The sequence below is a fragment of the Amorphoplanes digitatis genome, from assembly GCF_014205335.1.
Taxonomy (GTDB): domain Bacteria; phylum Actinomycetota; class Actinomycetes; order Mycobacteriales; family Micromonosporaceae; genus Actinoplanes; species Actinoplanes digitatus.
In genome coordinates this window covers 2,645,300-2,668,435 of record NZ_JACHNH010000001.1, presented here as the reverse complement: position 1 = coordinate 2,668,435, position 23,136 = coordinate 2,645,300, and the positions used below count along the sequence as shown (strand labels likewise).

The following is a 23,136-nucleotide window of genomic DNA, read 5'->3' as shown; positions in this document are numbered from 1 at the left end:
TACAGCGATCAGAGGATGAAGGTCGCGGTGAAGTCACCGCCGGTGTTGCCGAACCGCACGCGCGCGCCGGTCACCGGGTGGTCGGCGCCGTCGACCCGGACCTCGCGCGGGTGCGCGCCGCGGATCACCAGGACGAACTCCTCGCGGACGAACTCGGGGTAACCGTCGCCGCTGGTGCGCGCCGCCACGGTCACCGTGCCTCCGGCGCGGGTCAGGGTGAAGACGGTGCGCCGCAAGGCCCCGTCCTCGGCCGCGGTGGTGACGCCGTCGTCCTCGACCAGCAGCGAGAGGTGCGTGCCGTCGCCGGCCGGCACCACCACGTGCAGCTCGGTGCCGCGGGGCTGGTACCCGTCGGCGTGCTCCGGCGCGTGCGGCCACATCGGGATCACCGCGCCGCCCCGGGCGTACAGCGGGATCCGGTCCATCGGTGTCGCCGCGGTCACGAAGCCCGGCCCGGTCAGGACCGTCCCGTCGTACCAGTCGACCCAGGTGCCCGCCGGCAGGTACACCCGCCGCTCGGTCATCCCCGCGGCCGTGACCGGCGCGACCAGCAGGTCCGGGCCGAACAGGTACTCGTCGTCCACGTCCCGGGCCAGCGGGTCGTCCTGGTGGTCGAACACCAGCGGCCGCTGCACCGGCGCGCCGGTCCGGCTCGCCTCGACGAACGCCGCGTACAGGTAAGGGATCAGCCGGTAGCGCAGCCGGACCGCCTCGCCGACCAGGTTCGCCACCAGCGGTCCGAAGGACCAGGCGTACTGGTCCACATTCATGATCGCCGAATGGTTGCGGCAGAACGGCGTCAGCACCCCGTACTGCATCCAGCGCAGGAACAGTTCGGCGTTCGCGTCGCCCATGAACCCGCCGACGTCGGCGCCGACGAACGCCTGCCCGCTCAGCCCGAGGCCCGCGGCCATCGGCATGCTCATCGCCAGGTGATCCCAGCGGGACACGTTGTCGCCCATCCAGTTCGCGGCGTACCGCTGAATCCCCGCCGAACCGGCCCGCGACAGCACGAACGGGCGCCGGTCCGGGTGCTCCGCGCGCATACCCTCCACGGTCGCCATCGCCATCAGCAGCGCGTACTGGTTGTGGAACCGCTCGTGTGAGTGCCGGCCGCGATCGAACCGCATCGCTTGCGGGTCGATCGCCCCCGTGGCCGGCTCGTTCATGTCGTTCCAGATCCCGGAGACCCCGGAACGCACGTGCTCGGCGTTCAGCCGGCCCCACCAGGCCCGGGTCTCCGGAAGGGTGAAGTCGGGGAACGCCGTGTCGCCCGGCCAGACCTGGCCGAGGAACACACCGCCACCTTCGGTACGGCACAGCAGGTCGGCCTTCTCCGCCTCGTCGAACACCCGGTACCCGGGTTCGTGCTTGACGCCCGGATCCACGATCGTCACCAGCCGGTACCCGGCGTCCGCCAGCCGGCACAGCATCGCCGCCGGGTCGGGGAACCGCTCCGGGTCCCAGGTGAACACCCGGTAGCCGTCCATGTGCTCGATGTCCAGCCACAGGCCGTCGCAGGGGATCTCCTCCCGGCGGTGCCGGCGGGCCAGGGCCTCGACGTCGGCCTGGGTGTACGCGAACCACCGGCACTGCTGATACCCCAGCGACCACACCGGCGGGACCGCGATCCTTCCGGTCAGCCACGTGTACGCGGCCAGGATGTCCGGCATCCGGGGGCCGGCGAAGACGTACTCGACGTACTGGCCGCCGTCGAACCGGATCGAGTACTCCCCCGGCACGGCGAAGTCGTAGTGGGAGCGGTAGGGATTGTCGACGAACGAGCCGGCCGTCGCCCCCGAGGCGGCGTCCAGGTGATAGAAGAACGGGATGGAGACGTAGTACGGATCGAACTCCGTACTCCTCGGGTCCGCCCGCGGATCCGCATCCGCCCGCGCGGCGGCGAACTCGCCCGAGGCGCGCGGGTCAAGGACGTCGACGTTCCACAGCGCGAAATCGCGCCCGCGCCGGTTCAGCCGGCCGGTCTTCTCACCCAGGCCGTAGATCGCGTCGGCGCCGCGGCACCGGCGGCGGATCACGAACGCGTCGTTCAACGTCGCGTACGCGCCGGCGTCGTCCGCGCCGACCGCGACCGGCGAGCCGTCGGGGCGGTGCACGTCCAGCCGGAACGGCGCCGTGCACAGGGTGACCACCAGCCGCGAGGTCCGCAACCGCACGACGCTCCCGCCGTCCGCCTCCTCCACCGTGAACGGCACCTCTGCCGCCAACGGGTCCACGCACACCGCGTGGGACGGCCGTTCCTCGAAGACGCCGCCCCGGCTGATCGCGATACGCACGACGTCCGCGCGGACGACGTCGACGCTGAGCCGCTCGCCGTGCAACCGGGCGGACAGCCCCTGTGCGGTCACCTCCACGGCGTCGACCCGGGTGAATGTGCGGAAATACTGAGCGTCGGACACGCCTGGCCTTCCTTGACGGTGGGACTCAGCCCTTGACGGCGGCGCTGGCCGCCCCGGCGATGAAGCGCTTCTGGAAGATCACGTAGACGATGACGACGGGGACGATCGACACCGTCGTCGCCGCGAACAGGCCGCCGTAGTCGGTGCTGTACTGCCCGCTGAACGTGGTCAGGCCCACCGCGAGCACCTGCTTGGACGGCGTGCTGAGCATCAGGTACGGCCAAAGGTAGTCCTCCCAGACCCACAGGAACTGGAAGATGGCCAGCGCCGAGATCGCGTTGACGCTCATCGGTGCGACGATGCGGTGGAAGATGTACAGCTCGGAGGCGCCGTCGATGCGGGCGGCCTCGAGGATCTCGTCCGGCACGTTGTCCATGCTCTGGCGCATCATGAAGATGCCGAAGGAGCTGATCGCCGCCGGGATGACGATCGACGCGTAGCTGTCCTGGAGCCCGGCGCCGGTGAACATCGTGTAGCGCGGGATCAGGACGACGGCCCAGGGGATCATCATGGTCGCCAGGACCACCGCGAACAGCGCGCCGCGGCCCCGGAAGCGGTACTTCCCGAAGACGTACCCGCCGAGCAGGCTGGTGTACACGGCGATCGCGGTGATCACGATCGAGAGCATCAGCGAGTTGCCGAGCAGCCGCACCGCGTCGAAGTTCTCCTGGATCGACCGGTAGTTCTCCAGCGTCCAGACGTGCGGCAGCAGGTGCTGATCGACCGCGGAGATCTCGTCGGCGCTCTTGAAGCTCGACAGCAGCATCCACACGAACGGGAAGATCGTCACGGCCGCGACGGCCAGCAGGGCACCGTGCAGGCAGAGGGAGGCGATCCCGCGACGCATCAGCGTGCCTTTCCGCGCAGCGGGCCGCTCTGCGCCCGGAACAGCAGCAGGGTCAGCACCGCGGTGGCGACGAAGAGCACGAACGCGGCGGCGGACGCGTACCCGAAGTCGTACTTCTCGAACGCCTGCTGATAGATCAGGTACGAGATCAGGCTTGTCGAGTCGCCCGGGCCGCCGCCGGTCAGGACCAGGACCTGCACGAACGCCTGTAGGTAGCCGATCATCGAGGTCACGACGACCAGCAGGGTCGTCGGGCGCAGCATCGGCCAGATCACCCGGCGGAACCGCGCCCAGGCGCCGGCGCCGTCCACCTCCGCCGCCTGCAACACGTCCGTGCGCAGCGAGTACAGCCCGGCGAGGTAGAGGATGACCGCGAACCCGAAGTCCTTCCAGATCGTCATCACCATGACGGCGAGCAGCGCGAAGCGGCTGTCGTAGAGCCAGTTGACGTCGAGCCCGAGGATCGAGTTCACCGCACCGAACTGCGGGTGGTACATCAGCCGCCAGACGTACGCCACCGCGACCAGCGGCGTGACCGTCGGCAGGTAGTAGAGGGTGCGGAACAGGGTCTTGGTGCGGGTCAGCCGCGAGTAGATGGCGTAGGCGAGCGCCACGCCGAGGACGACCCGGCCGAGGATCGCGCCCACCATGAAGACGACGGTGTTCACCGACGAGGTCCAGAACACCGGATCGTCGAACAGCCGCCGGTAGTTCGCCGTGCCGACCCATTCGTAGGTGCCGTTGAGCGGGTTCCAGTCGTGCAGGCTGCCCAGCAGCGCGGCCACGATCGGCCAGGCCACCAGGGCGAGGATCGCCACGATGATCGTCGTGACGACGACCAGGCGCAGCGGGCGCTCCCCGCGGGCGACCGGGGTTCCCCGCCGCCGACCCGGCGAGCGGACCGGCGGCGGCGCGGATTCGATGGTGGTGGCCATCAGGGCCCGGGCACGTACGCGGCGTACAGGTGCTCGGCGGACTGGAAGTCCTTGCCCGCCAGATCGGTGGTGATCTTCTGCTGCGCCGCGGTGAGCGCCTTGGCCGGATCGACCTTGTTGTAGAGGATGTCCTGCCACATCTTGGTGAAGTTGTCCTCGAACGTGGACGGGATGGTCCCCGGCCAGATGTAGCGGTCGATGTCGCCGTAGGCCTGCAACGCCGGGTCGGCCTTGATGTCGGGGTCGTCGGCCAGCGGCTTGTACGCCGGGAAGACGCCGTAGCTCAGGTCGAGCGCCTTCATGCCGGCCTTGTCGGTGAGGTAGAACTTCAGGAAGTCCTGCGCGGCGGCCTGCTGGTCGGCGGGGGCGTTCCGGTTGATGCCCAGGGTCGACTCGCCGTTGTAGCGGTCGAAGGCGTACGGCGTCGTGCCGGCGGTGGGCACCGGGGTGCGGAAGACCCCGAACTTGATCTTCGGGAACTCCGACCGCAGGTTGCCCTCGTACCAGCCCCAGGCGTAGACCATGGCGGTCTGTCCCTGCCCGAAGCTGGTGGTCGCCTCGGTCCCGAAGTCCTTCGAGCCGCTGCCGTCCGCGTACATCTGCAGGAAGCGCTGGATGACCTGGAGGTTCGCGGGGTTGTCGACGGTCGGCGTCTTTCCGTCGGCGGCGAACATGTTCTGCCCGAGCTGGTAGGCCATGCCGGACTGGAAGGCGCTGAACGAGGCGTTGAAGTTGAATCCCGCCTGCTTGAGCTTCGTGCCGTCGCGGACGGTGAGCCGCTTCGCCACCGCGCTGAACTGGTCCCAGGTCTCCGGGATGTCGGCGTCGGTCAGGCCGGCCTTGGCCCACATGTCCTTGTTGTAGTAGATGGCCCCGCTCATCAGCCCCAGGTCGATGTAGTAGACCTTCCCGTCGATCACGTGCGACTTGGCGTTCGTGTAATCCGCCGTCAGCGCCTCGACGGGCACGTCGTACGGCGCCATGTACTTGATGATGTTGTCGTGCTCGCTGTTGTGGACGTTGAAGATCACCGGCCCCTTCGTGCCCTGTAGCTGAAGCGGCAGCTTGGTCCAGTAGTCCTCCCACGGCTGGTTGACGAGGGTGATGTCGACGTTCGGGTGGATCTTCTGGTAGGCGTCGGCGAACGCCTGCATCTGCGGGATGTTCCCCCAGGCCCACCAGTCGAGATGGATCGGTTTCCCGTCGTTGACCAAGGTGTTCGGGTCATACTTCAGATTCACGCCGACGACCGGCAGCCCCTTGTCCGCCGTGGTGTCCTTCACCCCGTCGCCGTCGGATGACTTACCCGAGCAGGCCGCCAACATAAGGACGCTTGCCGCCAGGACGGCTGTCAATGTGCGTGTGGTCTTCATGGAACCTCCGCAGGAATTGCCCGACGGGCATTCGAATTGCGATTAGGTTTACCGGTATACTTCGGGAACGCTAGCCCGGCCGCACGCCGACGTCAAGATGGTGTTCGATGTCCGAGGGGGTACCACCGCCGCCCGGGCGCAGGAAGGACGAGAGATGCCGACGCTCCAGGACGTCGCCCGCGAGGCGGGGGTCTCGAAGATGACGGTCTCCAACGTGCTCAACGGGCACCGCGACCGGGTCTCCCCCGCCACCATCGCCCGGGTGATGGAGGTCGTCGGCCGGCTCGGCTACGTCCCCAACGCCACGGCCCGGTCGCTGAGCGCGCGGCGGTCGAACCTGGTCGCGCTTGCCTTCCCCGGACGCGACGCCGGCGGGATAGAACCACTGATGAACCCGCACGACTCGCTGTTCCTCGGCGAGGTCGAGGCGCACGTCACCCAGGCCGGCCTCTACCTGATGGCGCACTCGGTGAACAGCGTGGAGTCCACCGCCAACAGCCTGCGCTCCTGGAACGTCGACGGGGCGATCTTCCTGGGCACGCGGGCGGACGAGGTCGCCGCGCTGCACCGGGCCTACGAGGCGCCGATGGTGTTCATCGACAACCACGGCACCTCGCCGCAGATCAGCAACGTCGGCATCGAGGACCGGCTCGGCGGCAGCCTGGCCGGGCGCCGCCTGGTCGAGGCCGGGCACCGCCGGATCGGCTTCGTCGGCCCGGCGTTCGACGAGCCCGGCGTCGTCCGCGAGCGGCACGCCGGCTTCGTGCAGGCCCTGGCGGAGGCCGGGCTGGAGCTGCGGCCCGAGCACGTGGTGCGGTGCAACGCGAGCTTCGACGCGGCCGTCGACGCGGCGCGGCAGGTGCTGGCGGCCCCGGATCGGCCGACGGCGGTCTTCGCCACCGCCGACATCATCGCCGCGGGCCTGCTCAAGGGCTTCGTCCGGGCCGGGTTCCCGGTGCCGGACCAGATGTCGATCATCGGGTTCGACGACCTGGAGGTCGCCCGGCACGTCACCCCCGAGATCACCACCCTGCGCCAGGACATCCCGGGCAAGGCCCGCGCGGCGGTGGAGGTCCTGCTGGCCCAGCTCGCGCAGTGGCCGACGGTGCGTTCCGAGCGACGCGTGCTGGGCGTCACCCTCGTCGAACGCGGCTCCGTCGGCCCGCCGCCAGCTATACCGATAAACTAACTATTGCACGTGCTCTCGGACGCGTCTACATTGAATCCGCTCGCTCCTTGCCGTGCCGCGGCACCCGATGCTGAGCTCATTCTTCGGCACTTTTCGTGCGTTCCCAGTCAACGGGCGAGCTGACCTTCCCAAATTCTCGGAAAGGCAGTCGATGACAACGTCCCGCGGTGCCGCCCTGTCCACGTCACTCGCGTTGTGTGCCGCCGGCCTCTTCCTGGCCTCCCCGGCGAGCGCCGCGCACCCGCCCACGCCGGTGACTGTCGCCGGGCTGCCCGCCCCCGCGACCGCCGGCCGGGGCGCCACCGTTCCGTTCACCGAGTACGAGGCCGAGAACGCCGCCACCAACGGCAGCCCGGTGCGCTCCGACCACACGTACACGACGATCGCCGCCGAGGCCTCCGGCCGGCGCGCGGTCCGGCTCGCCGGCAAGCACGAGTACGTCGAGTTCACCCTGGCCAGGCCGGCCAACGCGGTCACCGTGCGGTACTCGGTGCCGGACAGCGCGGACGGCAGGGGCGCGGACTCCACGCTCGGCGTCTACTCCGGCGGCCGCCGCCTGGCCTCGCTGGCGACCACGTCGCGGTACGGCTGGTACTACGGCTCCTACCCGTTCACCAACGTCCCCGCGCAGGGCACCCCGCACCACTACTTCGACGAGGCCCGGGTGCGGCTCGGCCGGACCCTGCCGGCCGGTTCCCGCGTCCGGCTCCAGGTAGGCGCGGCCGACACCGCCGCCTGGTACGTCATCGACCTGGCCGACTTCGAGACGGTGGCGCCGCCGCGGCCCCGGCCGGCCGGGTCGCTGCCGGTGACCGGCTACGGCGCCGACCCGACCGGCGCCGCCGACTCCTCGGACGCCTTCGACGCCGCGATCGCCGCGGCGTCCGCGGCGGGCCGTCCGGTGTGGATTCCGGAGGGCACGTTCAAGGTCGGCCGGCACCTCATCGTCGACAAGGTGACGATGACCGGCGCCGGCCAGTGGTACTCGGTGCTGACCGGCGACAACGTCGGGATCTACGGCCGGGCGCCGGCGGACGGCGGCAGCTCCGACGTCGCCCTGTCGCACTTCGCGATCCTCGGCGAGGTCACCGAGCGCAACGACAACGCACAGGTAAACGGCATCGGCGGCGCGCTGAGCTCGTCGACCGTCTCGGACCTCTGGATCCAGCACTCCAAGGTCGGCGCCTGGCTGGACGGGCCGATGCGCGGCCTCACCCTGACCCGCCTGCGTATCCTCGACCAGACCGCGGACGGCGTGAACTTCCACCAGGGCGTCGTCGATTCCGTGGTGGAGAACAGCTTCGTCCGCAACACCGGCGACGACGGGCTGGCGATGTGGTCGGACCGCGACGCCGACGCCGGCAACGCTTTCCGCGACAACACCGTGATCAGCCCGATCCTCGCGAACAACATCGCGATCTACGGCGGCCGGGACAACGCCGTCACCCGCAACGTGGTGGCCGACACGGTGACACAGGGCGGTGGCCTGCACGTCGGCAACCGGTTCAACTCGGTGCCGCTGGCCGGGACGACGACGATCTCCAGGAACACGGCGATCCGGGCCGGCGTCCTCGACCAGTTCTGGAAGACCGGGCTCGGCGCGCTCTGGTTCTGGGCGGCCGATTCGCCGATCACCGGCGCGATCGCCGTCTCCGACACGAAGCTGATCGACAGCGCCTACGAGGCCGTGCAGACCCACGGCCTGAACATCACCGGGTTGTCGCTGAAGAACGTCGACATAGCCGGCGCCGGCACCTTCGCCGTGCAACTGGAGTCGCCCGGCAGCGCCACCTTCACCGGGGTGCGCGCGGCCGGGCTCGGCGCCGGCGGCACCTACGACTGCGGCTCCGGCTTCACCATCGCGCAAGGACCGGGCAACGTCGGCTGGCAGGACGTGAGCTGCGGCTTCCCGCCGCCCGGACCGCTCCTGCTCGACCCGGCGTCCGTCGACTTCGGACATGTCACGGCCGGCACCACCGGCGAGCCGAGGATCGTGCGGATCGTCAACCCGACGAGCAGGCCGGTGACCATCCGGTCGGTCACCGTCACCGGCGACTACAGCCGGACCACGAACTGCCCGGCCCGGCTGGCCCCGCACGCCTCGTGCCTGGCGAGCGTCACGTTCGGACCCACCCGGGCCGGCTCGCGATCGGGCACGTTCACCGTGACCGGCGCCGGAAGCGCCTCACAGCAATTGGTCGCGCTGACCGGCGACGGCCTGTCCGCCACGGGCGACCTGGCCGAGGGCCGGCCGGTGACGGTCACCAGCATCATCGACGGCTGGAACCCGAACGCGCTGACCGACGGCAACGCCGACACGTTCTGGGAGGCCAAGCCGGGCGTCTTCCCGGCCGCCGCCACCATCGACCTCCAGGACACGGTCGGCGTCGGCCGGGCGGTGCTCCAGCTGCCGGACAACCCGGCCTGGGGCGCGCGCACCGAGACGATCGAGCTTCAGGGCAGCACGGACGGCATCACGTTCGAGACCCTGCTGCCGCCCACCCCGGTGCTCCTCGACGCGGTCAACGCACACAACACGGCGACGGTCACGTTCACCCCGGCAACCGTCCGCTGGTTCCGGCTCGTCATCACCGCCAACACCGGCTGGAACGCGGCACAGCTCGCGGAGGTCCACCTCCACGCCTCCTGAGGTTCGCCTTCCGGGGATGGTTGCCCGCCGGTCCGGTCCGGGCGGCGGGCGGCCTCGCCGAATGGCAGGCTCAGCCTCCATGAACGACGGCAAGGACTGGTATGCCTGGCACAGCCCCTACACCGACACCGGCTCGCCGCTGGCCCAACGGCTGGGGCTGGTCCAGCAGCACATCGCCGAGTGGCTTGACGGGCGGCCGGGCGAACCTCTGTCCGTGGTGAGCATGTGCGCCGGTCAAGGCCACGACGTTCTGACCGTGCTGTCTTCGCGCCGGGACGCGAGACGAGTCAGCGCGACACTGATCGAGTACGACCCGCGTAACGTCGCCGTGGCCCGCGCCAGAGTGGTCGCCGAGGACCTCTGCAAGGTCACCGTCATGCAGGCCGACGCCGGCGACCTTGCCTCGTACTCGAATGCGGTGCCCGCCGACTTGGTGATCATGGCAGGAGTCCTCGGCAATATCGGCAACGCCGACGCCCGCGCCACCATCCACGCGCTGCCGCGGCTCTGCGCCGCCGACGCCACGGTGATCTGGACCAGGACACGGCGGGCGCCCGACCTGACTCCGACGATTCGAACCTGGTTCGCCGACGCAGGCTTCACCGAAAAGGCCTTCACCGCACCGGCCGGCGTGTTGTTCTCCGTGGGAGTTCACCGCTTCACCGGCGCACCGCTGCCCCTGGCCGCAACCGGCAGAATCTTCCGTTTCCTCCAATGACGGGCGGCCCATGGCTCGAGACCTCTGGAGATCGGCGGTCCCGAGCCATGCCGAGCCGACAGATCAGCAGGTCGCGCCGAGGTAGAGAGCCAGGGCGTTGCCGGCGGCGACCGTCGCGGTGAAGCGTCCGTCGCTGCCGACGGTGTACCTGGCGCCGCGGTGCTGCACGTCGCAGTACGACCCGGCCGCCAGGCTCGTGCCGAACGTCTGAGTGACGGCGGCGCCCTCGTGGTTGATGACGACGTAGCCCCGGTTACCCCTGCCGAACGCGATGGCGTTGTTGCCGTTGCTCCACCAGTTGGTCACGGCGGTACCCCGGACGGCGTTGCGGAAGCCCACCATTCCTGCGATCTCCGGCCAGGCGTTCTGGCACTTCCAGCCCTGCGTGTAGCAGGCGTTCACCACGCCCCCGTTGGGCGGACCCTGGTCGAAGGAGGAGAACTCGTAACCCGAGAAGATGTTCGGCGACCCGTACGGCCAGGCGAGCAGGAAGACGTTGGCGAGGGTGTAGGTGGAGCCCCAGGTGTAGTTGAGGGTGCTGCCGTTGCGCTCGGTGTCCCAGTTGTCGACGAAGGTGCGGGACCTGTCACTGGCCTGGTAGCCGGCGCCCCACGCGGTGCCCCAGTTCTGCAGGTAGGCCAGCCGCTCCGCCGTGAAGATCCGCTTGAGGTCGTAGGCGCCCTGGAAGATGTCCACGTCGCCGGTGCCGAGGTACTCACCGGCCTGCACGACGTGGCCCGCGCCGCCGGCGACCTCCTGTACCCAGAAGATGCCGGGGTTGCTGAGCCTCGACTTGATGGCCGCCAGGTCGGAGGCGGCCATCAGCTCGGCCGCGTCGATCCGGAAGCCGTCGACGCCCAGCGCGATCAGGCTGTTCAGATAGCCGGCGATGGTCGAGCGCACGTGGTCGCTGCCGGTGTTGAGGTCGGCCAGGCCGACGAGCTCGCACTGCTGCACGTTGTTCCGGTCGGCCCAGTTGGTGATGTTCGCACGGCAGGAATGGAAATCCTGGTCCTGGTAGACGCCGGGGTAGTTGTACTTGGTGTAGACGGTGCCGCCCGACCCGACGCCGGAGCCCATCGTCATGTGGTTGATGACCGCATCCACGATCACCCTGACGCCGGCGGCGTGGCAGGTGCTCACCATCGACCTGAAGGAGTTGACGTCGCCGAGCCGGCCGATGATGCGGTAGCTCACCGGCTGGTACGAGGTCCACCACTGCGGCCCCTGGATGTGCTCCTGCGGCGGAGACGTCTCCACATAGCCGTAACCGGAGGGCCCAAGGGTGTTGGTGCAGGCGTTCGCGATCGAGGCGAAGTTCCACTGGAAGAGGGTGGCCGTGACGTCCTTGACCCCGGGAGGGGAGGCGGCGGCGCGGGATTGGTCTGTCAGCGGTGTCAGGGCGGCCGAGCCGATCGCCGCGGCGGCTATCCACGCGGCGGTTCTACGAAACGCGGCTGTTCTCATTGTCTCGTCCTTCCGAGGTCAGCTGCGGGACCACTTCTGGTTGGCACCGCCGTTGCAGGTCCAGATCGCCAGCGCGGTGCCGTTGGCGGTGCCGTGGCCGGTGGCGTCGAGGCACTTGCCGGAGGCCACCCCGACGACGCTGCCGTCGGCGTTCACGGCCCATTGCTGGTTGGTGCCGCCGTGGCAGTCGTAGATCAGCACCGGCGTGCCGTCGGCCGTGCCACCGGCGTTGACGTCGAGGCATTTGATCCAGTACACCCGCAGCAGGCGGTCGGCGGTCGCCACCCAGTGCTGGTTGAGGCCGCCGTTGCAGTCCCAGAGCGCGACCACCGTGCCGTTGGCCCGGCCGGCGGCGGGCACGTCGGCGCATCGGCCCGACTCCTGCCCGCGCAGGACGCCGGCTCCGGTGGCGCCTATCGCCGCGACCAGGGCGGCCGCGGACCTTGCCTGGGTGTTGTAGGTCCACAACGCGAACGGGCCGACGAAGGAGTTGCCCTGCCGTCCCTCGCCGTCGGTGTTGTTGGCCAGGATGGAGTCGGCGGTGGTGTTGAGGAACCCGTCGTACTCGGTGGTGCGGACCGCGGTGGCCAGCGCGCGCAGGTACCGGGCGAAGATGCCCTTGAACGACTGGCCGTCGCCGGTGCAGTTCGGCTCGCAGCCCTCGAAGAGCACGCCGGTGCGGTTGAAGTGCCGGGTCGCCGCCGTCGCGATCGAGCGGGCCGTGGTGAGCAGGCCGGTGTTGCCGGTGGCCCGCGACAGCTCGATCAGTCCTTGCAGGACGACGCCCTGGTTGTAGGTGTAGGTGCCGTTGTTGAACGAGCAGTTGCTCACGTTGAGCCCGTCGCGGACCAGGTCGGCGCTGATCAGGCCGGTGCCCCTCAACCAGTTCCACTCGGCGTTCGCCCAGCCGAGGTAGGTGGTGTCGCCGGGGATCCGGTTGTGCAGCCCGGCCGTCGCCGCGAGGAACAGCTCGTTGGCGATCGACGCCTTGTACTGCCTGTCGGTCCGCCAGTAGACGCCGCCACCACACGTCGTGTCCCAGTAGTCGTGCATGTACCTGGTGGTGGTCTCGGCCATGCCGAGGTAGTTCCGGTTGCCGGTGATGTCGTACGCCTGTAGCCAGACCAGCGCCCACCAGCCGGTGTCGTCGATGTACTCGTTGGTGAAGTCGGTGTTCTTGGCGAAGGCCTCGGAGATGGCGTAGTCGTACTGGGTGTCGCCGGTCGCCTGGCGGTAGGTCATGACGGTGCTCAGCGCGACCGCGCCGGTCCACCAGCCGCCGCCGATCCGGCCGGTGCCGGCGTCGTAGGACTTCATCAGGACCGCGATGCTGGATGAGGCCGGTGTCGCGGCGGCGGCGCTGTCCGCGACTACGACCGCCGCGCCCAGTCCGAGTAACACGGCTGTGGCGCCCGTGAGCAAGCGCCTGGATCTTGTGCCCATGAGGCTTCCTTCGGGGATGTGGGGGAAGGCGCGGGGATGCCGGGGAGATCCGCACGCGCCGGACAGACGTCGCTGCAAGGGCAACGACGCCAGTCCGCAAGAAGTGAACATCTGGCCGAAAAGCCGAGACATCGGCAATCAAAGATGAACGGCTACGTCTATGTCAACGTTCCCAGGACATTCATATGAACGTTGTCATCTTTCCGGCAATCTGGCCAATCATCGTTTTTAACGATAAATCTTTCTAAAGCGGTCGACGCAGGCCGAAGCGGCCGCGGAGCACCAGCTCGGTGGGCATGACGAGCTGCTTGTACTCGTCAGTGCCGCCGTCGATGCGGGCGAAGAGCAGCTCCGCGGCGCGCCGGCCGATCTCGACCGCGTCGTAGGTGATCAGGGCGACCGACCTCGGCAGCAGGTCGACCAGCTCGACGTCGTCGAAGCCGGCCACCGCGATGTCGCGGTCGTGCCGGTCGGTGCCGTGCAGCACGCCGACGCAGATCCGGTTGTTGTCCGCGAAGATCGCGTCGGCCGGGTCGGCGCGGTTCAGCAGCGACATGGCGACCGTCGTCGCGGCCTCGACGGTGTGGTGGCCCAGGCTGACCAGGCCCGGGTCGTAGCTCAGCCCGGCGTCGGCGAGCGCCGACCGGTAGCCGGCGAGCCGGGCGGAGCCGGTGCTCACGGCCGGATCGCCGCCGATGTAGCCGATCCGGCGGTGACCCGTGGTCAGCAGGTATTCGACGGCGCGGCGGGCGCCGCCGACGTTGTCCAGCACGACCGAGTCGGCGGGCACCCCGGCCGGCACCCGGTCGATGAAGACCATCGGCGCCCGCCGGCTCAGCTCGGTGTGCAGGTCGCGGTGGTCGTGCGCGGTCGGCACCACGAGCAGGCCGTCCACCCGGCGGCTGACCAGGTCGCGCAGCAGGTCGCGCTCGCGGTGGAAGTCCTGCCCGGTGCTGCCGACGACAAGCATGTGCTGGTTGCGCCGGGCCGTCTCCTCGGCGCCGCGGGTGATGGCGGACCAGAACGGATTTCCGGGATCCTCGATGACCAGCGCGATCGTGTTGGCGGTCTGGCCGGGCCGGAGCGTCCGGGCGACCTCGTTGCGATGGAAGCCCAGCTCCGCGATCGCCCGCTCGACGACCAGGCGGGTCTCGGGCCGGATGTAGCGCCCGTTGTTGATCACGCGCGAGACGGTGGAGGTGCTGACCCCGGCGGCCTTCGCGACGTCATGCATCGTGGGTTGCCGCGGTGGCACACGATCTCCCTCATCGTCGAACGTTGATAACGCTCACAAAATCGACGCCGGCCACTGGCCTTTGACCTGGCCAGAGTAGCCGATGACGTTTTCTGACTACGTTTGCAGAGTCCGCTCGACACCGAGTCCTATGCCGACTTCCGGCCCCCACCCTCCCAGACCCGCCGTGCTCGAGATCGTTCTGGGAACGTTGACATTTCGATGGTGTTCATCTTTGATTGTCGATGTCTCATTGTGTTTGATCAAGGTCAGAACACCGGGCTCACCGTGACGGCATCCCCTCCGGTGCACCGCGCCGGCGCCGCTCCGGTCGGCCACGGCCCGGGGCGCTCCACCCCAGGCGCCCCCGGGCCTCGAACAGCTCCTCCGCGCTTGTTCCCCGGACCGAAGGAGACCTGCCATGCATCCAGCCGTGCGCGGGCATCGGCTTCGCAGCCTGCTCGCTCTAGCCGCGCTGACCCTCACCACCACCGCCGCGGTGATCGCCGGTGCCGCACCCGCCTCGGCCGCGACGACGATCGGTATCGACGGCGGAATCGCCGGCCGGGCGTTCGACGGCGTCGGGGCGATCAGCGGAGGCGGCGGTAATTCCCGGCTCCTGATCGACTACCCGGCCGCGCAGCGCTCGCAGATCCTCGACTACCTGTTCAAGCCCGGCTACGGCGCCGCGGTCCAGCTGCTGAAGCTCGAGATCGGCGGGGACGCCAACTCCACCGACGGCTCCGAGCCCAGCCACCAGCACGTTCGCGGCGACATCAACTGCAACGTCGGCTACGAGTTCTGGCTGGGCGAGCAGGCCGTTGCCCGTAACCCGAACATCAGGCTCGCCGCGCTGCCGTGGACGGCGCCGGGCTGGGTCGGCAACCACAGCTTCTGGTCCCAGGACATGATCGACTACGACATCTCCTGGCTGAACTGCGCCCGGCAGCACGGGCTGACGATCAGCTACCTCGGCGGCTGGAACGAACGCGGCCACGACAGCGGCTGGTACAAGAACCTGCGCAGCTCCCTGAACGCGGCGGGCTTCGGGTCGGTGCAGATCGTCGGCGACGACACCGGCTGGGGCATGGCCGACGAGTTCGCCGGCGACGCGACGCTCAAGAACGCCGTCGGCGTGCTCGGCAACCACTACGTGTGCGGCTACCTGTCGCAGGCCGACTCCTGCTCCACCACCCAGAACGCGCGCAGCTCCGGGAAACCGCTGTGGGCCAGCGAATTCGGCTCGCAGGACGACATGACCGGCGTGGTCCCGTACATCCGCACGCTCAACCGCGGATACCTGGACGCGGAGATCACCGGATACATGAACTGGCCGTTGATCGCCGCCATCACCCCGAATCTGCCGTACGCCACCGTCGGCCTGATGGACGCCGGGTCACCGTGGTCGGGCGCGTACCGGGTCGGCAGGAACCTGTGGGCCAACGCGCACTACGCGCAGTTCACCCAGCCCGGCTGGCGTTATCTGAACAGCTCCGCCAGCGGCTACCTCGGTGGCAGCCGGGCCAACGGCAGCTACGTCTCGCTCAAGTCGCCGAACAACAGCGACTACTCCACCATCTACGAGACCAGCGGCAGCACCGCCGCGCAGACGGTGAACGTGGCGGTGTCCGGCGGCCTGAGCGCCGGCACCGTGCACGTCTGGTCCACCGACATGGGCTCGGGCAACCCCGCCGACTGGTTCGTGAGACAGGCCGACGTCGCACCGGCCGGCGGCTCCTACGCGCTGACCCTGCAACCGAACCGGATCTACACCGTGACCACCACGACCGGGCAGGGCAAGGGTACGGCGGCCGGCCCGGCGAGCCACGCGCTCGCGCTGCCCTACTCCGACGACTTCGACGGCTACCCCAGCCGGGCCCTGCCGCGCTACACCGAGGACATGCAGGGCTCCTACGAGGTGCGGCCGTGCGCCGCGGGCCGCGCCGGGCAGTGCCTGCAACAGGTGGCGCCCGTGCAGCCGATCAACTGGCAGGACGACAGCGACGCGTTCACCCTCGTCGGCGATCCGTCCTGGCGCGACTACACGGTCAGCACAGACCTGAACATGCAGCAGGCCGGCACCGTCACGCTGCTCGGCCGGGCCAACACCCAGAACCGGCCGCAGAACCGCCAGGCGGCATACCAGCTGCGGATCAGCAACACCGGCGCCTGGTCGATCGCCCGCAACACCAGCGGCGGCGTCCTGACCAACCTGCTCACCGGCACCCGGGCCGCGCTGGCCCTGAACAGCTGGCACACGATCGCGCTCGGCTTCTCCGGCAACGAGATAACCGCGACCGTCGACGGCACCGTCGTCGGCCGGGCCACCGACGGTTCGTTCACCGCCGGCCAGGCCGGCCTCGGCGTCGTCGGCTACCAGACCAACCAGTTCGACAACCTGCGCGTCACCGCGAACGCCGCCGGCAACCTGGCGGGCGTGCTCAAGGGCGCGGAGTCCGGCCGCTGCGCCGACGTGCCCGGCGCCGTCACCACCAACGGGACCAGGCCCGTGCTGTGGGACTGCACCGGCGGCACCAACCAGCGGTGGACCCTGACCCCGGCCCGGCAGCTCCAGGTGCTCGGCAAGTGCCTGGACGTCGCCGGTACCGCGGACGGCACGGCCGTGCAGGTCTGGGACTGCAACGGCGGCACCAACCAGCAGTGGACCGTCGGCGCCGACGGCACCGTCGTGGGCGTCGCCTCCGGCAAGTGCCTGGAGGCGAGCGCGCACGGCACCGCGAACGGCTCGGCACTGGCGATCTGGACCTGCAACGGCGGGCCGAATCAGCGGTGGGCCCGCGGCGACACCGTCGGCATCCTGCGGGGCCAGGAGTCCGGCCGGTGCGCCGACGTGCCGGGGCTCAGCCAGACCAACGGCACCCGGCCGGCGCTCTGGGACTGCAACGGCGGCATCAACCAGGAATGGACGTCGACGGCGGACGGCCGGCTGACGGTCTTCGGCACCAAGTGCCTGGACGCCGTGGGAGGCGGCACCGCCGACGGCACCGCTGTCGACATCTGGGACTGCAACGGCGGCAGCCACCAGCGGTGGACCGTCGGCGCCGACGGCGCGGTCGTCGGAGTCGGCTCCGGCAAGTGCCTCGACGCGGTCGGGCACGGCACCTCCAACGGCACCCAGCTGGTCATCTGGACCTGCAACGGCGCAGCGAACCAGAAGTGGTCTCGCAGCTGACGCTCTCCCCCGCGTAACAAGGAGTCCCCCATGCCACGATCCCCGCTTGCACTCGCCCTGCTCCTGCCCGCGGCCACCGCCGTACTCGTCGCACCCGGGTCCGCGTCCGCCGCCACGACCTGGACGGTGGCCGGGCCGTCCGCGGGCTCGCCGACCGTCGCCCAGGTCGTCCTCGACGGCGGCAACCTGACGTTCGCCGTGTCCAGCAACGGCCAGACGGTGCTCTCGCCGTCCCGCATCGGCATCGTCACCACCGCCGCCGACCTGACCACGAACCTGACCTTCACCCAGCGCGCCGACCGGAGCGTCACCGAGTCGTACTCGATGACCACCGGCAAGCGGCGCAGCCCGAGCACCACCTACACCGAGACCACGCTGTCCTTCACCGGCACCGGCGGCGCCCGCCTGGACGTGGTGGTGCGCGCCTCCGACGGCGGCGCCGCGTACCGCTATGTCCTGCCCGGCAGCGGGTCGGTGACGGTGAGCCGCGAGGCGTCGTCCTGGACCGTGCCGGCCGCGTCGAACGCCTGGCTGGTGCCGCCGCACTCGGAGGACCAGGGCAAGTGGTTCCAGTCGACGGCCGGCGGCGCGCCGACCGGCAACAACTACCGGGTGCCCGCGCTGTTCGAGGTCGGCGGCCGGTTCGCGCTGGTGGCCGAGACGAACCTCGACGGCCGGTACGCCGCCTCCTACCTGACCCATCCGGCCGGGTCCGGTACCTACACCACCGCGCTGGCCGGCGGCATCACCACGTCGCTGCCGCTGAGCACGCCCTGGCGCACGGCCGCGGTCGGCGACCTTGCCACCGTGACCACCTCGACGATCGTCGACGACCTCGCCGCGCCGTCGCGGGTGTCCGACACGTCCTGGGTCAGGCCGGGCACGGTCGCCTGGTCCTGGCTGACCGAGCACTCCAGCCCGTCGGACCAGAACCGCCAGCGGCAGTACATCGACTTCGCCGCCCGCAACGGCTGGGGTTACGTCCTCATCGACGAGGGCTGGTCCGCCACCTGGGCGCCGGACGTGGTCGCCTACGCCCGGTCCAAGGGCGTGCAGGTGATCCTCTGGTTCAACTCCGCCGACCTGCGCACCGCGCAGCAGCGGGAGAACTGGCTGCCGCAGATCGCGGGCTGGGGCGTCGCGGGCGTCAAGGTCGACTTCATCTACGAGAACACCCAGCCGACCCTCCAGTGGTACGACGCCATCCTGGCCCGCACCGCCGAGCTGCGCCTCATGGTCAACTTCCACGGCGCGGCGACGCAGCGGGGCCTGCAACGGACCTGGCCGCACGTGATGACTGCCGAGGCCGTCTTCGGCGCCGAGCAGCAGCAGAACCGGGCCGCGTTCAACACCATCCTGCCGTTCACCCGGAACGTCATCTCCAGCATGGACTTCACCCCGGTGGTGTTCAGCATGGCCAACCGGGACACCACCGACGCGCACGAGCTCGCGACGGCGATCGTGTTCGAGTCCGGCTGGCAGCACGACGCCGACAACCCGGCCAGCTACGAGGCGCATCCGGAGGCTCTGCGCGTCCTCGACCAGCTGCCGACCGCGTGGGACGAGACCCGGCTGCTCGGCGGGCGCCCCGGCCAGGAGGCGTACCTGGCCCGGCGGGCCGGCGGACGGTGGTACCTCGGCGGCATCTCGGCCCTGTCCGCCAAGACGTTCACCTCGTCGCTGTCCCTGCTCGGCGCCGGCCAGTGGCTGGCCGAGACCGTCCGCGACTCCGGCGGCGCGCTGATCCGCGAGACCCGGGTCGTCACCAGCGCCGACACGCTCAGCGTGCCGGTCGCCACCCGGGGCGGCTTCGCGACGATCGTCTGCCCGTACTCGGCCGGCATGACGACCTGCAACACCCGGAGCATCCCCGGCATCCTCAAGGGCAACCAGTCCGGCCTCTGCGCCGACGTGCCCAACTCAAACCAGGCCAACGGCACCCGCCCCGCGCTGTGGTCCTGCAACGGCGGCGCCAACCAGGCCTGGACCGAGACCGCCGCGTCCCAGCTCACCGTGTTCGGCGGCAAGTGCCTCGACGTCAACGGCGGTGGCACCGCCGACGGCACCGCCGTGCAGATCTACGACTGCAACAACACCGCCGCCCAGCGATGGACCGTCAACCCCAACGGCACGATCGTCAACCCGGCCTCCGGCAAGTGCCTGGAAGCCACCGGCGGTGTCGGCGCCGGCACCCTGCTGACGCTGTGGACCTGCAACGGCGGCGCCAACCAGCAGTGGTTCCGGTCGGCGAACGCCGGCGCCTACCGCGGCCAGGCCTCCGGTCGCTGCGTCGACGTGCCCGGCGGCAACCAGGCCAACGGCGTGCGACCCGCCCTGTGGGACTGCAACGGCGGCACCAACCAGGCCTGGATCTCCACCGCCACCAACCAGCTCACCGTCTTCGGCAACAAGTGCCTGGACGCCACCGGCGGCGCCACCGCCGACGGGACACCGGTCGAGATCTTCGACTGCAACGGCGGCGCCTGGCAGCAGTGGACGGTGCGCTCCGACGGCAGCGTCATCGGCGCCGGCTCGGGCAAGTGCCTGGACGCCGTCGGCGCGGGCACCGCGAACGGCACCCAGCTACAGCTGTGGACCTGCAACGGCGGCGGCAACCAGCGCTGGCTCCGCCAATGAACCGTCCCGAGGGAAAGGAACCCATGTCCATGAAACGACTGGTCCTGTGCGTCGCCGCGGCCCTGTGCGCGGCCCTGACCGTGGCGGCACCGGCGGCGGCCGAGTCCAACGGCGGCGTGCGCGTCATGCCGCTCGGCGACTCGATCACCGACGGATTCAACGTGCCCGGCGGCTACCGCATCGGCCTGTGGCAGCGCCTCGCCGCCGGCGGCCATCTCACCGACTTCGTCGGATCCGGCGTGAACGGCCCCGCGAGCCTCGGCGACCACGACCACGAGGGCCACTCGGGGTGGCGCATCGACCAGCTGGACGCCAACATCGTCGGCTGGATCCAGCAGGCGAACCCGCGCACCATCCTGCTGCACATCGGCACGAACGACATCGGCCAGAACTACGACGTCGCCGGCGCACCGGCCCGGCTCTCCGGGCTGATCGACAAGATCCGTGTCAACGCACCCCAGGTGCACCTGTTCGTCGCCCAGCTGGTGCCGACCGCCAACGCCGCCAACGAGCAGAAGACGCAGACGTTCAACGCCGCCCTGCCCGGCATCGTCGCGCAGAAGGGCCCGCTGACCCACCTGGTCGACATGCACTCCGCCCTGACCACGGCCGACCTCGCCGACGGGCTGCACCCCAGCGCGGGAGGCTACGACAAGATGGCCGCCCGCTGGTACGCGTCCCTGCAGTCCGTCCCAGGAAGCCTGGCCTCGCTGACGGCCCCGCCGGTCAGCGGCACGGCCCTGCTGTCCAACCCGCAGTCCCGGCGCTGCCTGGACGTCTCCGGCAGCGCGCAGGTCCTGATCTGGGACTGCCACGGCGCGGCCAACCAGCAGTGGATCCGTACCTCGTCCGGCGAGCTGCGCAGCGGCGGGAAGTGCCTCGACGTCAACGGCAACGGCACCGCGAACGGCACCAGGATCACCACCTGGACCTGCAACGGCGGCGCGAACCAACGGTTCACGTTCAACGCCGACGGCACCATCACCGGCTCCGGCAAGTGCCTCGACCTCAACGGCAACGGCACCGCCAACGGCACGATCGTGCACCTGTGGGACTGCCACCACGGCCCCAACCAGATCTGGTCCGCCCGCTGACAGAAGCTTGAAAGATGCTGCGGCGCCTCGGGCGCGTGCCGGATGGAGACCCTTCCGGTACGCGCCCGCCAAAGACCTAGTCGGAGCCGCCCGTCCCCTCATCGAGATCCGTATCCTCGGCCTGCTGTGCCAGTAGACCGGCGATCCGCACCAGGTTGCCTTCGCTCCGCACGTACCAGCGGGCGGGTCCTTGCACGGCCACCGGCGCGCCGGCCCACTCGGCCAGGGCGTACATCTTCATCACCAATCCGCTCGGCGAATACCGCTTACCGTCGAACGACCACACGAACGGTTTACCCCGCGTATTGACCCACGTGACCACCCCACGCCGTGGATCCTCGGCAAGCCACTTCTCCAGCGCGAGCCGCTCGGGCTCGGTCCTGGGTCGGAACGTCAACGGCGTGCCGTCCTTGATGCGTCCGGAGTCCACGATGAGTCCGACAGAGTTGGGTCGGCGCGTACTTCGTTGGCGCGGAATCATGCGATATTCAGGGGCCAGGTCGGGCACCGTTGCCGACTCAAGTGCCTGCGCCACCCTCGGCACCATCGATCTGACCCGCTCTGCGGACGCGAAAGTTCCGGTGACGAAGGAGTTCTTGCCGTAGCTGTGGTCGACGTCCCAGATCAGCCACTGGATAACCCGTTCGGTCAGGGCGGGCACCTGGTCCAGGACCGATCTCCAGTCGACCTCCGAATCATCTACGCCTTCCCGCCCAAGCTGTTGGAAGACGATATGGGCAACGACAAGCGTGGACTGTTCGGCGATGGCGGCCGCACGCCCCTCGTACTTCCCGGTGATCTTATGTAGGCAGTCGCGAACCTCTCGAAGTAACAGCACCGAGCGCCAGATCTGCACCGCGCTCGGCTGCTCGCCGAACAGCCGGGAGTAAGCGCCGGCAGAACCCTCCTCCCAGAGCAGGTCCTCGTTGTGGCGCACTCGTACCGCCAGATCGGAGCTCGCGTGCGCGCAGGCCAACGCTATGGCGGCCTCGCGTACCGTGCAGCCGCTCTCCGGCGACGGCTCAAATTCGCTGCGCCGGATAGCGTAGGTCAGGCCCAGCGTGAGCCGGAAGTCCTCGCGAATGTCGATCTGCACCGGGTCCAGGGCAACAAAATCGCGGCGTTCGATGTGGTTCTGCGTGTTTGTCGATTTCGTGATTTCGATGCTCGTCTCGGGCTGGCTGCTCTCGATGATCCGGACGCTGACCGTCGCCTGCCCCGCCGTCACACCATCCGACCGCATCGCCGAAGCAATCGACGCCACCGTCTGCGCCCCGTTGATGATGCTCGCGTTGCGGACCGTGACCGTGGCCGCGCCGTACGGCGCACCTCGGCTGATCGGCGTAACAGAGAACGAGTCGCACAGCATCGTGATCCCGTTGTTTCGGTACCAAAAGCTGTACGGATCCTCGAGGAGAGTCCGCTCGATGTCGGCATTGACCTGTGTCACCCCGAGCGACTCTCGGATGTTCTTCAAAAACAACAGATCGCCGTGCCTGTCGTACCACTCACCGACGTCGGCGACACCGACGACGCCGTTGATCGCCCGCATCGGCGTGCTGACGTCGAGCCACTTGGTGAGGGCCACCGGCAGATCGATCGGGTCGGGCGTAGCGACCTTGCTGATCAGGCCCCAGATATCCGGAAGGTAGAGAAACTCGTAGTCGAGATAGGCGCCGTGGGCGTTGAACTCGCCGCAGACCTCGTCCAGTCTCGCCTTGACGTTGTCATGCACCGCGTCGCGCCGCATCAGCACCATCACGAGGGTCACCTTGAGCTGCGGGCTCGACCATACCGCCTCCAACTGAGCGGTATGTCCTAGCAGTTTCGCGTTGAAGCGGTCATACGTCCGCTGATCGATCGCGGCGCTCCGGTACCGATCGCTATGGCGTCGATCCCGAAGTCCTGGCCGCCATCGGTCAGCATCGAAGCCGCC

At 69.4% G+C, this 23,136-nt stretch carries 14 protein-coding genes; 6 read left to right on the top strand and 8 right to left on the bottom strand.

Going from position 1 to position 23,136, the window contains the following annotated elements; all coding sequences use genetic code 11:
• Positions 1-8: 8 nt before the first annotated feature.
• From BJ971_RS11525 to BJ971_RS11510, 4 genes are read right to left on the bottom strand one after another with little or no spacing between them, the layout of a single operon-like run.
• Positions 9-2,420 (bottom strand): glycoside hydrolase family 31 protein, encoded by a 2,412-nt coding sequence (locus BJ971_RS11525; protein WP_184992362.1) that lies wholly within the window; start codon positions 2,418-2,420, stop codon positions 9-11.
• A 25-nt stretch (positions 2,421-2,445) separates the two neighbouring features.
• Positions 2,446-3,267 carry a carbohydrate ABC transporter permease gene (locus tag BJ971_RS11520; protein WP_184992360.1) on the bottom strand — a complete coding sequence of 274 codons (822 nt, stop codon included), beginning with the start codon at positions 3,265-3,267 and terminating at the stop codon, positions 2,446-2,448.
• Positions 3,267-4,202 carry a carbohydrate ABC transporter permease gene (locus tag BJ971_RS11515; RefSeq protein WP_184992358.1) on the bottom strand — a complete coding sequence of 312 codons (936 nt, stop codon included), beginning with the start codon at positions 4,200-4,202 and terminating at the stop codon, positions 3,267-3,269. The genes BJ971_RS11520 and BJ971_RS11515 overlap by 1 nt, the downstream gene beginning before the upstream one ends.
• Positions 4,202-5,575 carry an ABC transporter substrate-binding protein gene (locus BJ971_RS11510; RefSeq protein ID WP_184992355.1) on the bottom strand — a complete coding sequence of 458 codons (1,374 nt, stop codon included), beginning with the start codon at positions 5,573-5,575 and terminating at the stop codon, positions 4,202-4,204. The genes BJ971_RS11515 and BJ971_RS11510 overlap by 1 nt, the downstream gene beginning before the upstream one ends.
• A 154-nt stretch (positions 5,576-5,729) precedes the next feature.
• On the opposite strand from BJ971_RS11510, the gene BJ971_RS11505 reads away from it, so the two are divergent.
• From BJ971_RS11505 to BJ971_RS11495, 3 genes are all read left to right on the top strand, one after another.
• Positions 5,730-6,764, top strand: coding sequence for a LacI family DNA-binding transcriptional regulator (locus BJ971_RS11505; RefSeq protein ID WP_184992353.1), 1,035 nt, complete (start codon positions 5,730-5,732; stop codon positions 6,762-6,764).
• 151 nt (positions 6,765-6,915) lie between these two features.
• On the top strand, positions 6,916-9,414 hold the full coding sequence (locus BJ971_RS11500) for a discoidin domain-containing protein (RefSeq protein ID WP_184992351.1): 2,499 nt from the start codon (positions 6,916-6,918) through the stop codon (positions 9,412-9,414).
• A 79-nt stretch (positions 9,415-9,493) separates the two neighbouring features.
• On the top strand, positions 9,494-10,132 hold the full coding sequence (locus BJ971_RS11495) for a class I SAM-dependent methyltransferase family protein (protein WP_184992349.1): 639 nt from the start codon (positions 9,494-9,496) through the stop codon (positions 10,130-10,132).
• Positions 10,133-10,195: 63 nt separating this feature from the next.
• Here BJ971_RS11495 and BJ971_RS11490 read toward each other — a convergent pair whose 3' ends face one another.
• The 3 genes from BJ971_RS11490 to BJ971_RS11480 form a co-directional block, all read right to left on the bottom strand.
• A complete protein-coding gene (locus BJ971_RS11490) occupies positions 10,196-11,599 on the bottom strand; it encodes an alpha-amylase (protein WP_184992340.1) in 1,404 nt (467 codons plus the stop codon).
• 18 nt (positions 11,600-11,617) lie between these two features.
• A complete protein-coding gene (locus BJ971_RS41135) occupies positions 11,618-13,000 on the bottom strand; it encodes a glycoside hydrolase family 76 protein (RefSeq protein ID WP_239087103.1) in 1,383 nt (460 codons plus the stop codon).
• Between the two features lie 286 nt (positions 13,001-13,286).
• Positions 13,287-14,276 carry a LacI family DNA-binding transcriptional regulator gene (locus BJ971_RS11480; protein ID WP_184992338.1) on the bottom strand — a complete coding sequence of 330 codons (990 nt, stop codon included), beginning with the start codon at positions 14,274-14,276 and terminating at the stop codon, positions 13,287-13,289.
• Positions 14,277-14,697: 421 nt separating this feature from the next.
• Between BJ971_RS11480 and BJ971_RS11475 the strand changes: the two genes are divergently transcribed.
• The 3 genes from BJ971_RS11475 to BJ971_RS11465 are packed head-to-tail and all read left to right on the top strand — an operon-like array spanning position 14,698 to position 21,200.
• A complete protein-coding gene (locus BJ971_RS11475) occupies positions 14,698-17,469 on the top strand; it encodes a ricin-type beta-trefoil lectin domain protein (RefSeq protein WP_184992337.1) in 2,772 nt (923 codons plus the stop codon).
• Between the two features lie 30 nt (positions 17,470-17,499).
• Complete coding sequence (locus BJ971_RS11470; protein ID WP_184992335.1) at positions 17,500-20,106, top strand: ricin-type beta-trefoil lectin domain protein; 2,607 nt, start codon at positions 17,500-17,502, stop codon at positions 20,104-20,106.
• Positions 20,107-20,129: 23 nt separating this feature from the next.
• On the top strand, positions 20,130-21,200 hold the full coding sequence (locus BJ971_RS11465; RefSeq protein ID WP_184992333.1) for a ricin-type beta-trefoil lectin domain protein: 1,071 nt from the start codon (positions 20,130-20,132) through the stop codon (positions 21,198-21,200).
• Between the two features lie 76 nt (positions 21,201-21,276).
• Here BJ971_RS11465 and BJ971_RS11460 read toward each other — a convergent pair whose 3' ends face one another.
• A complete protein-coding gene (locus BJ971_RS11460) occupies positions 21,277-22,959 on the bottom strand; it encodes an AIPR family protein (protein ID WP_239087118.1) in 1,683 nt (560 codons plus the stop codon).
• Positions 22,960-23,136: the final 177 nt, after the last annotated feature.